This window comes from Pseudoalteromonas shioyasakiensis (assembly GCF_019134595.1).
Lineage (GTDB): Bacteria > Pseudomonadota > Gammaproteobacteria > Enterobacterales > Alteromonadaceae > Pseudoalteromonas > Pseudoalteromonas shioyasakiensis_A.
Map to the genome: position 1 here is coordinate 739,674 of NZ_CP077771.1, position 14,887 is coordinate 754,560.

Consider the following 14,887-nt stretch of genomic DNA (forward strand, 5'->3'; position numbering starts at 1 on the left):
GGTTGCAACAAACAACATCTCTTGGGTTAGAAATTATAATTTGCGCCTAGGTAAAAACGACGGCCTGAATATTGGTTATAGGTAAAGCGATTGCTTTGTTTCCAATAACCTTCTTCTATTTCTTCAGTTAGGTTCACCACTGACGCGGTAAACGAAAGATCCTCTGTTAGGTTATACGATGCATTCACATCTAGCTGACCATAGTCTTTGGTATACAAGTTGTAGCCTTGGTGAATACCGTTGGCACGGTCATCTTTCCAGTTGTAAGACGCACGAACACTAAAGTCGTCATTCTCAAAGTACACCGACACATTATATTGGTGCTTAGCGGTGCCTGGTATTTCGGCCTCTGTTTTTTGCCCGTCTGTCGAGACTTCGCTGGTGCTGGTATCTGTGTAGGTATAGTTAGTTAAAATACCAAAACCATTATCAAATGAGTGCTGGAAGAACAGCTCTAAACCTTCTGATTTTGCATCACCCCCACCCACTTTGGTGTTCATTTCGACTTCAATTGGGCCGTTACAACAATCGTGTTCACGCTCAACAATTTCTACGGTCGAGATTGGTAAGTTAGAAATATCTTTAGAGAATAACGTCGCACCCAGTGCAGAACCATCGCCGTAATACCATTCAATACCTAAATCAAATTGGTCAGATAACATAGGTTCAAGGCCTGTGTTTACCGAGGTACCATTACCACGGCCTGTCCATGAATCTGGTGAGTTAATGTTCACTGGAGGACCGTAAGACTCGGCTTGGCTTAAGTCTGAATAGCTCACTCTTGCCATGGTGCGTGCTGCTGCAAAGCGCACCACAAGATCTTCGGTTGCATCCCATGCAAGGTTAAAGCTTGGTAGTACTTCACTGCCATCGCTACTGCGCTCGTTTGGATCGGTGTCGTCATCGTCTTGACCAATGACATCATCGTAGGTCAAGGTGCTTAGCTCTGTATTTACATAACGCACACCGACATTACCGCGGAAATCTTGCCATTCAAAATCAGCTTGTGTGTAAACAGACCAAATTTTTTCTTCTAGGGCGTACGTGCCCGAAAGTGTTGGCACCACAGTCTGGTTAAAGTTTTCTTTTAAGTAGCTATCAAGGGCTCCAAAATCGAACGCTAAGAAGTTAAATGCACCTGTATCACCTGCACTGTTATCAACTACATGGTCGCTTACCAATGTTGGTGCATCTGGGTGAAAATCTGGATTATGGAACCACTCAGTCCCTGGTAAGTAGCCGCGGTAGCCACCGTTATCCGCTATACCGTCATCCCAACGAAAGTCGTTACGAATGCCTTTAATTTCGTGGTCGCGGTATTTAGCACCTACATAGACACGGCTGAAAAAGTTGCCATCAAGGTCAAATTTTACATCTGTTTGAATGTAATCTTCTGAGTCTTCATTTTCTGATGAGTAAGAGTCAAACCAATCATAATACTGGTATGCTTCTTTATCGGTGGCTAAATCAGTCGACACTTCGTAGCTTGGTTTACCGTTTTCAATTGACCATAACCAGCTGTTTACTGAGCCTAAACGCGCATCAATATTGGCGTAGGTTTCTTTTGAAGTCCCGCCTTCAGCTTCGGTATGACCCAGTTTTAATGTAACACTGTAAGTATCGCCATAATAAGTGCCTTCAAAATCATAGGTATTTGATTTTGACTCGCCAAAACGCTCACGCCCTGTTAACTGCGGCGATAACAAACCACGACGAACAGCCACACCGCCATTTACATCGGCATCACCCCAGTTATTATCATTGAGTAGACCATTATCGCCATTACCGTACGCAACCACGGTATCGCCATCAAGCACAATGCCGTAATACGGGTTGTGGTTATCGTTCCACTCTGCAAAGGTAATACTTTGTCCTGTTTGGTCGTAGCCTAACTTGGCACCAAAATAGTTAAAGTTTAAATCAAGTCTGTCACTCGGTGCCCACTGAACAGCCACTTGATAACCATCGCGTGTACGGTCTTGGTTTGAGTTATTAACACTCATCGCACGAGGCGCCCACACATTGTTGAACACTTCGCCAGTGGCTTGGTCTACCAGCGCTGGACGCTCTGCGCCTTCAACGGTATCTGAGTGAAAACGCCAGTGTGATGCGTTGTTAGTGATGGTGGTTACAGTGCGATCTTGACGAGTAAAACCGGCCAGTACACCAAAGTTTTCGTCGTCATTTTTCCATGAATACAGCACGTTAACTTGTGGCTTAGTGTCTTCAGACACATCATCGTAAGTTACCTCTGCACTTAATGCCCCTGAGTTTGCTTCCATCTCAAGAGGTTTACGGGTGTGTAAAATAACCGTACCACCAATACCGCCTTCATCAATACGAGCTTCTGCACTTTTGTACACTTCTACACTTTTGATCATGCTTGAAGGCAATAACGTGTAATTAAAACTACGGGTAGGAGTACCTGAACCTGATGAAGCAATATAGTTACCGTTTAATTGGGTGAGAGTCCAATCTGGTGACGTACCACGAATACTCACGCGGCTACCTTCACCACCGTCTCGGTCTATCAAAACGCCCGATACACGTTGCAATGAGTCAGCGACGTTTTTATCGGGAAACTTACCAATATCCTCTGCGGTGATTGCATCAACTGTTGCCGTTGAAAGTCGTTTTATTGCTAAGTTTTCTGCAGTTGAAGAACGAATACCTCGTACTTCAATCACTTCTACATCATCATTTGCTTGCTCTGCTGCATAGCTTGTATTGATTGCAGCCAGTAGCGAAATCAAAATTGCATTACGCTTAAAATGCCTTCCTTGCCCTTTTGTTTTTATTACAGTTTGCTTGCCCATGCCTATCTCCAGTTGTGTGTTCTGTTTTTGTATAAGAGGCTTTAATTCTCAAAAAACGATTTATTGTTGTCGGTTTTTAAACTGATTATTGGTAGTTAACAGCTTGTTAAACTCAAATTCAGAATAGGGTGAGTGGTCAAAAAGTGATAATAAAAATTCGGTGAGAGATATGACAAAATCGGCGTTTGGAATATTTTATATTCATTTTTATATTTTCTGAATTATAGTTAAGCTCAGCGATTTGGAGTTAATTGGCGCAGAGAAATAAACTCAAATATACATTTAAAGCATTGATAATAAATAACAATTATTACTCCGGTATATTTATTAATAAATCTCAAATTGAGTAACTAAAAAATAGGTGTAATAGATATGGTAAAAACACGCCCATGAATAATGGTAAATATCTTGAAGTATGCCTAAACGAAGGGTGCTTAAAGCAGCTTACTAACAACATTTCGGTGGCTAGTAACTTAGGCGCAAAACGCTTTGAATTGTGCAGCAATTTACACCTAGGTGGCCTAACACCAAGTGTTAAAGCGATTGATTGCGCTGTAAAAAGCCTGACTAATAGCGCAGAGTTAGTGGTGATGATCCGCCCCGAAGCAGGCAACTTTATTGTTAGTACTGAGTGTCACCAAGTTATGCAAAAACAAATAACAATGGTAGCGAATGCGGGGGCACATGGCGTGGTATTTGGTGCAGTAAAACACGGCGAACTTGATTTAGAGATGACCCGCTCTTTAGTTGCCACAGCCAAACAGCATGGCCTGATGGTGACCTTTCACCGTGCATTCGATACCCTTACAAACCCGTTAAGCACACTTGATAAACTGATTAGCTTAGGAGTTGACCGCATCTTAACAGCAGGCACGCCATGGCAAAGCGGTCAAAGTGCTGTAGATGGTCTAAATCAGCTCAATACATACTTAGTGCACAGCACTAATCAAATAGAAATTGTTATGGGAGGTGGTGTGACCTTAGAAAACGCTGAAGCTCTTTGGCAATTAATAAAAAACCATTCAGCCAATGCAGCTGTGCATGTACACTCATGTGTGCACAACGAAAACGGTGCAATTAACGCTGAGGCTATCAATAAGCTACTTTCAAAGGATTAAACATGGCAACGTATTTTTTAGGTATTGATGGCGGCGGCAGTAAGTGTAAAGTTCGTTTAGAAAACGAAAAAGGCTCACTAATTAGCGAAGCCATAAGTGGCTCAGCAAACGTGGCTACAAGCTGCCAACAAAGCCAAGAGTCAATACTTCACGCTACTGAACTTGCTTTTCTTGAGGCTGGGCTTGCCTTAAGCGAGCTGAAAAACACCTATGCGCATGCCGGACTTGCCGGTGCTAATATCGACTCAGCTTACCAAGCCATGACCAAATGGCAGCACCCTTTTGCTAAATTTACCCTATCAACAGATATGCTGATTGCCTGTAAAGGCGCACATCAACACCATGATGGCGCGGTGATTATTCTTGGTACGGGCTTTTGCGCAGGCTACCAGCAGCAAAACCAATTTAGCGAATTAGGTGGCTACGGATTATTACTGAGCGATGGTGCCAGTGGTGGTTGGTTAGGCTTACAACTTTGCCGTAAAGCATTTGAAGTACTTGATGGCGTTGCGCAAAGTTCTGCTGCAATAGATACCCTACTCACCCAGCTTAACTGTGACTCAAGCCAAGCGTTAAGCCAGCGTTTAATATCAGCGCGCCCTGCTGAACTTGCCAAATTTGCGCCGCTTGTTTTTAGCCATTCTGACGATGCTTTTTGTCAGCAATTAATCAATGAAGCATGCGCATACATTACCCGCTATATCACTTACTTTGAAAAACAAGCTATTGAAAACGTTACTTTGATGGGCGGTATTGCTAGTGCTATCACGCCTTACTTAACTGATGCCAGTAAAGCGCGTTTAACCCCCGCCCTTGCCAGTGCAGAGCAAGGGGCTATTTTAATGGCAAGAGCTGCAATTTAATCGCCTAATTGCGAGCGCATTTGTGAAGGGATTTCACCAAACAAACGCCGAAATTGTTTGCTGAAGTAACTTGGTTCAGAAAACCCACACTGATAAGCCACTTGTGAAATAGGCAGTTGCGTTTCAATTAGCAGCTTGCGAGCATTTTCGAGGCGTACTTCGTTAATAAATTGATTGGGTGTTTTTGCTAAGTGCTTTTTAAAGCGGCGCTCTAAAGCACTCACTGACAAGTGTGCAAGCTCTGCCAATTCATCAATGCTGATCTGACGATGATAATGCTCGCGAATAAATTTTACCGGCTCTTCAATTGCCCTTACATGAGAAAGCGCTTTTGAGGTTTTTTGTAGATGTCGGGTCACCCCGTAGGTGCCAATCACATTACCATCGTGATCTTTTAAAGCATGCTTTGAGGTTGAAAACCAACCAAGCTCACCTTGTTGGGTTTGGTTAAGCTCTAAACGGTCGGTTACTATGTAGCCTTCCATCACCCGTTTATCGTCATTGACGTACTGAAACGCGAGGTGCTTTGGCGAAAAATCGAAGTCTGTTTTTAGCAATATTTGCTCCAGTGTTTTATAACCCTGATGCTCAATAAAATGCTGATTACAATGCAAGATTCTACTATCTGTGTCTTTTACCCAAAAGAGGATATCTGGCAGTAAATCAAATGCAGCAATTAGCTGATTTACGCCAGCTTTTTTTATTATTTCTTGAATATCCATCGCTTAATTTTGTCTCTATAAAGAACAACCCTATATATTTTAAACGCCGATTTTGTTGCATTGTCAACCGAATTTTTATTAGCGCTTATTGGCTAAGCTTTCCTATTATCAATAACATGACATTAACAGTAGCAGACGCTATTTAAATTTAGGAGCGCTTAAGATGAGCAAAGCTAAGATCCGCATGGCAATGGTAGGCGGTGGCGATGGTGCCTTCATTGGCGCTATTCATCGAATTGCAGCGCGATTAGACGGAATGATTGAGCTTGTTGCAGGTGCATTCAGTTCAGACGCAAACAAATGTAAAGCAACTGGCGAACTACTTGGGCTTGATAGCAGCCGTTGCTACGAAAGTTACCAAACGCTATTTACCGAAGAGGCAAAATTACCCGCTGATCAGCGTATTGATTTTGTGGCTATTGTCACGCCAAACCATTTACATTTTCCGGTCGCGAAAATGGCGCTTGAGTATGGCTTTCATGTGCTCTCAGATAAACCTGCAACGCTCACTCTCGCAGAAGCAGAGCAATTACAAAGCATCATTGCAAAGCAGCAGGTTTTATATGGGTTAACCCACACTTACACCGGTTACCCAATGGTCAAAGAAGCCAAGCATCGCGTAAAAGCAGGCGAGCTCGGCACCATACGTAAAGTGATTGTTGAGTACACCCAAGGCTGGTTATCTCAAAGTGAAGACGAGGGCTCAAAGCAAGCGAGCTGGCGTTTAGACACCAGTAAGGCTGGCATTAGTTGTTGTATGGGCGACATTGGCGTGCATGCAGCTAACTTAGCCGAGTATGTCTCTGATCTCGAAATCACCGAGCTTTGCGCCGACTTAAACCATGTAGTCGAAGGCCGAGCCCTTGATGATGATGGCACTGTGCTACTTAGATTCAATAATGGTTGCAAAGGCGTTTTACTGGCAAGCCAAATTGCAGTTGGTGATGAAAACAACTTACACCTGCGTATTTATGGCGATAAAGCCAGTCTTGAATGGTCGCAACTTGAACCTAATAGCTTATGGCTAAGAGGCCACAATCAAGCCGCAACATTACTTAGAGCGGGCGTAGGAGAATTACACCCTGACACACAAAATGCTCTGCGCGCTCCTGCCGGTCACCCAGAGGGCTACCTTGAAGCATTTGCCAACATTTACCGCAATTTTGCAGCGCAGATCCATGCATTTAAGCAAGGCGACAACGCAACAAATTCAGCATTTGATGTGCCAGGCATCAATGAGGCTGTGCGTGGCATGGCGTTTATTGAGCACGTTGTAGCTTCTTCAAAACAAGATACTAAATGGCACAAATTACAGATTGGATAAAAAAGAATGAATAAAATCAAAGGGCCAGCAATATTTTTGGCGCAGTTTATTTCAGATCAAGCCCCGTTCAATAGCTTTCAAGGTTTATGTGAATGGGCAAGCGGTTTAGGTTACAAAGCGATTCAAGTGCCAACCTCAAACCCGACTATTTTCGATTTAGAAAAAGCAGCTCAAAGCCAGCAATACTGCGATGAAGTCACTGGTATTGCTACAGAGTATGGACTTACAATTTCAGAGCTATCAACACATTTGCAAGGCCAGTTAATTGCTGTGCACCCAGCGTACGATGAAATGTTCGATAATTTTGCCGCAGAGCATGTTAAAGGCAACCCTGCTGCACGTACTAAGTGGGCAACAGAGCAACTGATGCTAGCTGCTAAAGCAAGTAACAACCTTGGCTTATCAACCCATGCGACGTTCTCGGGTTCTTTTTTATGGCATACCTTTTACCCGTGGCCACAGCGTCCACAAGGACTTGTTGAACAAGGCTTTAGTGAGCTAGCTAAGCGTTGGTTACCCATTTTAGATTGCTTTGATGAGCATGGCGTGGATGTGTGTTATGAATTGCATCCAGGTGAAGATCTGCATGATGGTGTGACATTTGAGCGCTTTTTAGCGGCAACCAATAATCACCCACGCGTGAATATTCTTTATGATCCGAGCCACTTCGTACTGCAACAGCTCGACTATTTAGCGTTTATCGATATTTATCATTCGCGCATTAAGGCGTTTCATGTCAAGGATGCCGAATTTATTGCAAATGGCCGCTCAGGTGTTTATGGCGGATTTCAAAACTGGCAAGACCGACCAGGACGTTTTCGTTCTTTAGGTGATGGCCAAGTAGATTTTAAGCAAATCTTTAGCAAGTTAACTCAATATGGTTTTGATGGTTGGGCTGTACTTGAATGGGAATGCTGCTTAAAGCACCCAGAAGATGGGGCAAGAGAAGGCGCTGAGTTTATTAAAGCACACTTAATAAACCCAACAGACAAAGCCTTTGACGATTTTGCCAGTGGCACAACAAACACTGAGCGTAATAATCGAATTTTAGGTTTATAAAACCGACAACAATAGAACACACAGGACACACAATATGGACAACAATAATTATAACCGCATAGTCTTTCGGCTTTGCTGTATAGCACTGATTGTGACCTCTATGACCTTTGCCATTCGAGCTGGTATTTTGGGTCAACTTGGCAGTGAGTTTGACTTAACCGACACCGAATTAGGTTGGGTTAATGCCATGGCATTTTTAGGTTTTCCGGTTGCGACTATGGTCGGCGGTATTATTTATAATGCCATTGGCGCGAAGAAATTAGTGGCGTTAGCCTTTATCTGTCATTTACTTGGCCTTGTTTTGACCATAACAGCTGATGGTTTTTGGGGCTTACTGGTTTCTACCTTTTTAATTGGCTTTGCCAACGGCGCTGTTGAAGCTGGCTGTAACCCGCTGATTGCAGAAATGTACCCTAAAAATACCACCACTATGCTAAACCGTTTTCATGTTTGGTTCCCTGGTGGCATTGTGATTGGCGCGCTTGCGTCTAACTTTATGTCGGGAGCAGGTTTAAACTGGCAATGGCAAGTAGCGTTAATTTTAATTCCTACGGTTATCTATGGCGCTATGCTAATCAAAGCACAATTTCCACGCTTTGATACGCTTACTCACTCTACCAGCAGCAATATTCGCCACTTATTTACGCCGTTATACATCTTTTTAATTGCCTGTATGACGTTTACCGCAACCACTGAATTTGGCACACAACAATGGATTGAGCGTATTTTAGGTTCATCGGGTGCCTCTCCTATGGTGGTATTAGCCTTGATCACTGGCCTAATGGCGGTTGGTCGCTTCTTTGCAGGCCCTATTGTGCATAAGCTCAACCCTACTGGTGTATTACTTGGATCTGCCATTTGTGCAAGCTTAGGTATCTTTATGATGAGCCAAGCCGAGGGCAGCATGATTTATCTAGCAGCGATGCTTTTTGCACTTGGCGTAACCTACTTTTGGCCGACCATGCTTGGCTGCGTTGCTGAATACATTCCAAAGTCAGGGGCGCTGGGTATGTCATTAATGGGCGGTGCAGGCATGTTTGCTATGAGCATCTGGAACCCTGTAATTGGAAGCTGGATAGATACGGCACGCTCATCAGCAGAGGCAAGTGGCGCTAGCGCTGAACAAATTGAAATTTTAGCCGGACAGGCTGTATTACAAAACCTACTGATCTTCCCAATTGTTTTAATCGTCGCATTCATTGGGTTGCATTTAGTAATTAATAACAACAAACGCACCGAAAAATGTGCGTCTTAAGCAAGTAAATCGTCGAGGAACACTATGTTTAAATCTCTTAAAGCACTGACTTTAATGCTCACCGTTAGTAGCTGTGCACTCGCTAATGCGGCTGACAATCAGCTTACACAACAAGAAAAGCAAGCTGGCTGGCAGTTGTTGTTTGACGGCAAAGATATGTCGCAGTGGCGTAATTTTAAAAGCGAATCTTTAAATCCTGCATGGGTCGTTGAAGATGGCGCTATGACATTAACCAAAGGTGGCGGTGATCTGCTTACTAAAAAGCAATACCAAAACTTTGAATTGCAGATTGATTGGAAAATCTCTACCAAAGGCAATAGCGGTATTTTTGTATTAGCTGATGAAACCGGACAGATGATTTACTCTCATGCGCCTGAAATTCAAATTATCGATAACGAAGAACACCCAGATACCGAAATTGACTCGCACTTAGCGGGGTCAATTTACGATTTATTTGCTGCACCAGTTGCGGTGCACAAACCAGCAAATAGCTGGAACCATGTACGCATTAAAATGCAAGACAACCACTTACAAGTTTGGCAAAACGGTATCAGCACCACCAGCATTGTAATTGGTAGTACAACATGGAACACCCTTGTTAAAGGCAGTAAGTTTGCAACCTGGAAAAACTTTGCAACGGCTGAACAAGGTCATATCGGGCTTCAAGACCATGGTGACAAAGTGTGGTTTAAAAATATAAAAATCAAGGAGCTATAAGATGTCTGATTTTAAACATAAGGTATTAGTTGTTGGCTCTGGTGCTGGCGGTGCAATGGCCGCTTATACGCTAACTAAACTTGGCCACAAAGTGTTATTACTTGAAGCTGGCCGTAATTATGACCCGAAAACAGAAAGCCCGATGTTTCGTCGTAACAACGAAGCCCCTCTTATGGGTGCAGGTAACAAAGACAAAAACTTTGGCTTTTACGATGCAACTGTTGATGGCGGCTGGCAAGTACCTGATGAGCCATATACGAGCGCCAAAGGGAGCGACTTTTATTGGTGGCGCGCACGTATGCTAGGTGGTCGAACTAACCACTGGGGCCGCTATTCATTACGCTTTAGTGAACACGATTTTAAAGGCAAAAGCCGTGATGGTCATGGTGCCGACTGGCCATTTGAATACGCTGATTTAGCACCTTGGTACGATAAAACCGAAGAACTTGTGGGTGTATGTGGTACTAATACTGGCCATGAAGATATGCCTGATTCGTCACCGGGTATTTTACAGCCGCCACCAAAGCCGCGTGTTCCTGAGCTTTTAATTGCCGCTTCTGCAAAGAAAATGGGCATTCAAGCAGTGCCGATGCATCGCGCGGTATTAACTCGCCCTAAAGATGATCGCATGGCCTGTTTTTATGCGACGCCTTGTGGCTCTGGTTGCTCAATTGGTGCTGCTTTCCAAACTACGACATCATTACTGCCAATGGCAAAAGCCACCGGAAACTTAAAAGTCATTACCGATGCTATGGTTAAATCAGTTAAGGTTGATGAGCAAGGTAAAGTCACTGGCGTCACTTATGTTGATAAACACACAATAACCGAACATGCTATTGATGCCGATGTGGTTATCTTAGCCGCCAGCGCCTGTGAATCAGCGCGTATTTTATTAAATTCAAAAAATAAAAAGCACCCAAAAGGCCTTGCTAACTCAAGTGGCCAAGTAGGTCGAAACTTGATGGATTCGACAGGTGCATGGTTAGGTGCGCAAATCCCGGCACTCAAAGGTCGCCCACGTTATAACGAAGATGGACACACCGCTAACCACTTATTTATTCCTTGGTGGGGTCATCAAGCACAAGCTAACAATGAATTAGATTTCCCACGTGGCTATCACTTTGAAATTGGCGGTGGCTTTAGACAACCGGGCTCGGGTGTATCGGGTGATAAACAAGGCTATGGCCCTGCCCTTAAACAGCAAATTCGTGATGCATATGGTTCTTACGTTGGTTTTGCTCTGCGTGGCGAGATGCTACCGAACAAGGATACCTACATGGAAATTGACGAAAACGTTAAAGACAAATGGGGTATTCCGGTATCAAAGTTCCACTTTAAGTGGTCAGATAGAGAGTTAAAGCAAATCGAACATGGTTTAAAAACCGCGAAGCAAATTTTAGAAAACATGGGTGCGACCGTTGGCGAACTCCCGCCTGCTGAAAAAGCAATTTCAAAAGGTGGCGAAATCATTCACGAAGTGGGCACGACACGAATGGGGAGCTCAAAGAAAGACTCTGTCACCAATCAATGGGGTCAAACATGGGATTGTAATAACCTATTTGTAATGGATGCCGGTGTATTTGCTTCTAACCCTCATAAAAACTGTACGCTCACCATCATGACACTGGCAATGCGTAATTCAACTTGGCTTGCTCAACAAATTGATAACGGGGTACTTTAATTATGCATCATCGTAACGAACACGACTCATATAACTATGTTTCTAACATGAGCCGCCGTGAGTCTTTAAAATGGCTTGGTCTATTAGCTGCGGGCTCGGCGATTGGTTTAACTGCTGGCTGCACAAAAGCACTGGAAGATGACGTTTCAGTCTCTGCAAAAGAGCATTGGCCTGATTTAGATATCAAGCCTGTAACCGCTAAAGGCTATGGTCAAGATCCAAATTTGGTGATGCCACCAGAATCACCTTGGCCACTGACCTTAACAGCAGACGAACTCACGTTAGTAGCGCTTTTATCTGATTACATTGTGCCGCGCGAAGGTTCTATTCCTTCAGCCAGTGAGCTACAAGTACCGGCAGTTATTAATGAATGGGTGAGCGCACCTTATGAAGGCCAACAACGCGATAGAATTAAAATTTTAAATTCATTAGCGTGGCTTAACGATGAAGCACAGCTTCGTTTTAAAAAGCAATTTGTTGCACTTAACGAAAAGCAACACCGCGCGATTTTAGACGATATTGCGTTTTTAAATGAGCAAACACCTCTGCAATTTCAGCGTATTGGTAAAGCCTTTTTACGCTTTAAAGAGTTAGTGCTTGCTGCCTTTTTCTGTACACCTGAAGGCTGTAAAGACATAGGTTACCTTGGTAATGTGCCTATTGCAGGTGATTACCCAGGTCCTTCTGATGAAGCAAAAACCCATTTAGATCAGGTTTTAGCTGAGCTTGGTTTAAGCGAGTACGCCTATATCGATTAACTTTCCCCCTTGTGTTATTTGTAACACAGTGCAGGGGGTCAGCCCCTGCTTTTTTTTAGGATTGAAGTATGTTTAAAACCCGCATTTTATTGCTCATTATTAGCCTTGTATTTAGTGGTCAATTATTCGCAAAACTGCCAGTGAGTGTGCAGCTATGGTCAGTCAAAGACACCTTAAAAAATGACTTTCATGGTACGCTTAAGTCTCTTGCCGAAATGGGGTTTGACGGCGTGGAGTTTGCCGGAGACTTTGGCCCATACTCAAATAATCCAGCAGCCTTAAAAGCAGAGCTCAGTGAATTAGGCTTAGTTGCCAGTAGTGCCCATATAGGCTTTGATGCACTCAGTGAAAACACTATTGATAGCACCCTGCTGTTTTACAAGACCCTTGGCGTTACTACACTTTATGTACCTTGGGATGAAAGAGCATGGCACCCTGAGGGAGTTAAATCTCTGGTTAAAGAGCTTACTAAAGTCAGTGATTATGCAACTCGCTTTGATATGAAGATCGGTTTTCACAATCATAATAAAGAGTTTAATGCTTTTAATAATGCAACGTTTTGGGATTACATTGCCAGTAATACTCCCAAGACCATGCCATTGCAGTTAGATATTGGCTGGGTCAATTACGCTGCTAAAGATCCAATCTACTTTATTAAAAAGTACCCTAACCGCACTCTTGCAACACACATTAAAGTACGTACGATTCAGGGTAGCAACATGAGCCCGATTATCGGCGAAAACAACATTGATTGGCCTGCCATCATCGATACTTTAGAGTCGCACGGCAACACCAAGTGGTTAGTGCTTGAGCAAGAAGAATACCCAAACGGATTAACCCCACTACAAAGCGTTGCTAAATCAAAACAAAACTTAGATAAGATCTTACTTGGTTTGTAGGGTTTTTTTAGGAATGAGCTCGCTTTAAACACGTGAGCTCATGACTTGGGTTTAATTTAAATAGTCGTTCACTCATAGCTCTTTATTAGGGTTCATCTTGCCAGGAGCTATTGCCTTCAGAACGTTTTGCAAAGCTTTCTGGTTTCCTGATTGGTTTATCTATACTTTTATAGAATATTAAGATTCCAGCACCACCTATGACGGGGAGTAACCAAACCAGAACTATTTGTGCTACTTTTTGAAAAGTTTCAAAATCATTTCTTTTATAAATTACTAAACTAATCAAAATATTGAACACTATTAGCAACCCCAAGCCTGCTAGTGCATAGTTTCCCATACCTTAATCCTATTGATGTCAAAAACATTCAGCAAAAACGACCGAACGACGGCTTAAATTGTTTGTTATACGCTTTAAAACGAACAGCTAATCGTCCTTTCTTCGGTGTTTAAAGATAAATCGCCCAAATTGAAAACACAAAACTAAAAATACAATGAGAAAAATAAGTCCATTTACCCACTCAGGCAAAAACTCCACAATCTTCGGAGCAATGAGTTTTAGAATACCGAAAACTGCTACGATGAGAAGAATGAATGCAGTCCCTTTCACAAAAGCACTCCTAAATTTCCGTTCAATGCATCTGTTTATATTTTAAAAATACCAACGTCAAAGTTAATTGCGGGAATATCCTTAAATGTACCGCCCATCTCGCATAGGGACAAAAAGGGTGGCTATATTAACAAGCGGGGACGATTCACATTCTTTAATCCCAGCATGTTCCTCCCAGATCTACAGCGGTTTGTTATGTGGCTTACCTCTTTGATATAGTTTTAACAAATTACTTAAGGTATTGCTATCACAAGTTTTTTAAAATCTTTTATGTAAAGTTAAATTCATTAATATACTCGCGTCGATCATTTTCATAAAAATATGTGCAAAGAACAGCTTGGCCATTTCAATGACTCATAATCCTTAATGAAGATATATAACGTGGCTTATTCTACCAACCTACTTTACATTTATTATTATATCTTTCATGGTTCAACATCCTATTTAATTTCAAGAAGCTAAATAAAACACAGCATTAAAAATTAATAATAAAACATTAAAAATAGCGTTTACTTTCATTTTTTTGGCAGATTGTATTATCTAAGTTGCGGAGTACTATATTAAAAAAGCCTCTCAAGGACTGAGAATGAAAGTATTGAATTTAAGGAAGAGTTCAGAGAAAAGCACACTTGCGATCCTCGTGACTTTAGCTGTTTTAACATTGTCTATTCTAAAAGCGACATCCCAAAAGCACCCGCTTTATGAGCTACTTTTACTGGCTTTTTCAGTTATTTCGTTTTTGGTTGTATTTTTAATGTTAAGTAGCAAAAAAAAACTAACCATTTGTCGCCACGGTATTTTTTATAGCTCTGCGTTTGGTAAGGTGCATATTGAACCAAACAAAACTAAACTAATTAAACAATATTCTAAATATGGTTTTAATTGCGTTATTATTATTGGTCATAACTACTTTATATTCGCGCCATTTTATTATTTAACATCGAAACAAAAACAACGATTAAAACGATATGATAATAACGTGCTGCATTGGTTAGAGGTTACACGTAAACGCAGCAAGTTTCAGGGCTTTTAGTACGAAGACAAAGCATACGAAAGCCCTTTATAGGT

Annotated in this window: 13 protein-coding genes; 10 read left to right on the forward strand and 3 right to left on the reverse strand. The window is 42.3% G+C overall.

The genetic code is table 11. The features are described from left to right. Positions 1-26 precede the first annotated feature (26 nt). Positions 27-2,816: a TonB-dependent receptor gene (locus KQP93_RS20740; protein ID WP_217877012.1), complete on the reverse strand. Its 2,790-nt coding sequence runs from the start codon at positions 2,814-2,816 to the stop codon at positions 27-29. 389 nt (positions 2,817-3,205) lie between these two features. On the opposite strand from KQP93_RS20740, the gene KQP93_RS20745 reads away from it, so the two are divergent. After that, entirely contained in the window at positions 3,206-3,934 is a 729-nt protein-coding gene (locus KQP93_RS20745) for a copper homeostasis protein CutC (RefSeq protein ID WP_217877013.1), read from the forward strand. 2 nt (positions 3,935-3,936) lie between these two features. Further along, positions 3,937-4,797: a BadF/BadG/BcrA/BcrD ATPase family protein gene (locus tag KQP93_RS20750; protein ID WP_217877014.1), complete on the forward strand. Its 861-nt coding sequence runs from the start codon at positions 3,937-3,939 to the stop codon at positions 4,795-4,797. Here the strand turns inward: KQP93_RS20750 and KQP93_RS20755 are convergent. Next, complete coding sequence (locus KQP93_RS20755) at positions 4,794-5,519, reverse strand: AraC family transcriptional regulator (protein WP_054552042.1); 726 nt, start codon at positions 5,517-5,519, stop codon at positions 4,794-4,796. The two genes, KQP93_RS20750 and KQP93_RS20755, sit on opposite strands and share 4 nt — an antisense overlap. 163 nt (positions 5,520-5,682) lie before the next feature. Here KQP93_RS20755 and KQP93_RS20760 point away from each other — a divergent pair, with 163 nt between their 5' ends. The 7 genes from KQP93_RS20760 to KQP93_RS20790 all read left to right on the forward strand — a co-directional run bounded on the left by KQP93_RS20760 (position 5,683) and on the right by KQP93_RS20790 (position 13,212). Beyond that, positions 5,683-6,843, forward strand: a complete 1,161-nt coding sequence (locus KQP93_RS20760) for a Gfo/Idh/MocA family protein (RefSeq protein WP_217877015.1) — start codon at positions 5,683-5,685, stop codon at positions 6,841-6,843. Positions 6,844-6,849: 6 nt separating this feature from the next. After that, positions 6,850-7,902, forward strand: coding sequence for a sugar phosphate isomerase/epimerase family protein (locus KQP93_RS20765; protein ID WP_217877016.1), 1,053 nt, complete (start codon positions 6,850-6,852; stop codon positions 7,900-7,902). Positions 7,903-7,936: 34 nt separating this feature from the next. Then, positions 7,937-9,157: an MFS transporter gene (locus tag KQP93_RS20770; RefSeq protein WP_217877017.1), complete on the forward strand. Its 1,221-nt coding sequence runs from the start codon at positions 7,937-7,939 to the stop codon at positions 9,155-9,157. Between the two features lie 24 nt (positions 9,158-9,181). Further along, positions 9,182-9,874, forward strand: a complete 693-nt coding sequence (locus KQP93_RS20775) for a 3-keto-disaccharide hydrolase (RefSeq protein ID WP_217877018.1) — start codon at positions 9,182-9,184, stop codon at positions 9,872-9,874. A gap of 1 nt (position 9,875) precedes the next feature. Next, complete coding sequence (locus tag KQP93_RS20780; RefSeq protein ID WP_062565634.1) at positions 9,876-11,555, forward strand: GMC family oxidoreductase; 1,680 nt, start codon at positions 9,876-9,878, stop codon at positions 11,553-11,555. Between the two features lie 2 nt (positions 11,556-11,557). Further along, entirely contained in the window at positions 11,558-12,313 is a 756-nt protein-coding gene (locus tag KQP93_RS20785; RefSeq protein ID WP_217877019.1) for a gluconate 2-dehydrogenase subunit 3 family protein, read from the forward strand. A gap of 68 nt (positions 12,314-12,381) precedes the next feature. Next, positions 12,382-13,212, forward strand: a complete 831-nt coding sequence (locus tag KQP93_RS20790; protein WP_217877020.1) for a sugar phosphate isomerase/epimerase family protein — start codon at positions 12,382-12,384, stop codon at positions 13,210-13,212. A gap of 85 nt (positions 13,213-13,297) precedes the next feature. Here the strand turns inward: KQP93_RS20790 and KQP93_RS20795 are convergent, their stop codons facing one another. Then, on the reverse strand, positions 13,298-13,549 hold the full coding sequence (locus KQP93_RS20795) for a hypothetical protein (RefSeq protein WP_217877021.1): 252 nt from the start codon (positions 13,547-13,549) through the stop codon (positions 13,298-13,300). Positions 13,550-14,405: 856 nt separating this feature from the next. Between KQP93_RS20795 and KQP93_RS20800 the strand changes: the two genes are divergently transcribed. Continuing rightward, on the forward strand, positions 14,406-14,852 hold the full coding sequence (locus KQP93_RS20800) for a hypothetical protein (RefSeq protein WP_217877022.1): 447 nt from the start codon (positions 14,406-14,408) through the stop codon (positions 14,850-14,852). Positions 14,853-14,887: the final 35 nt, after the last annotated feature.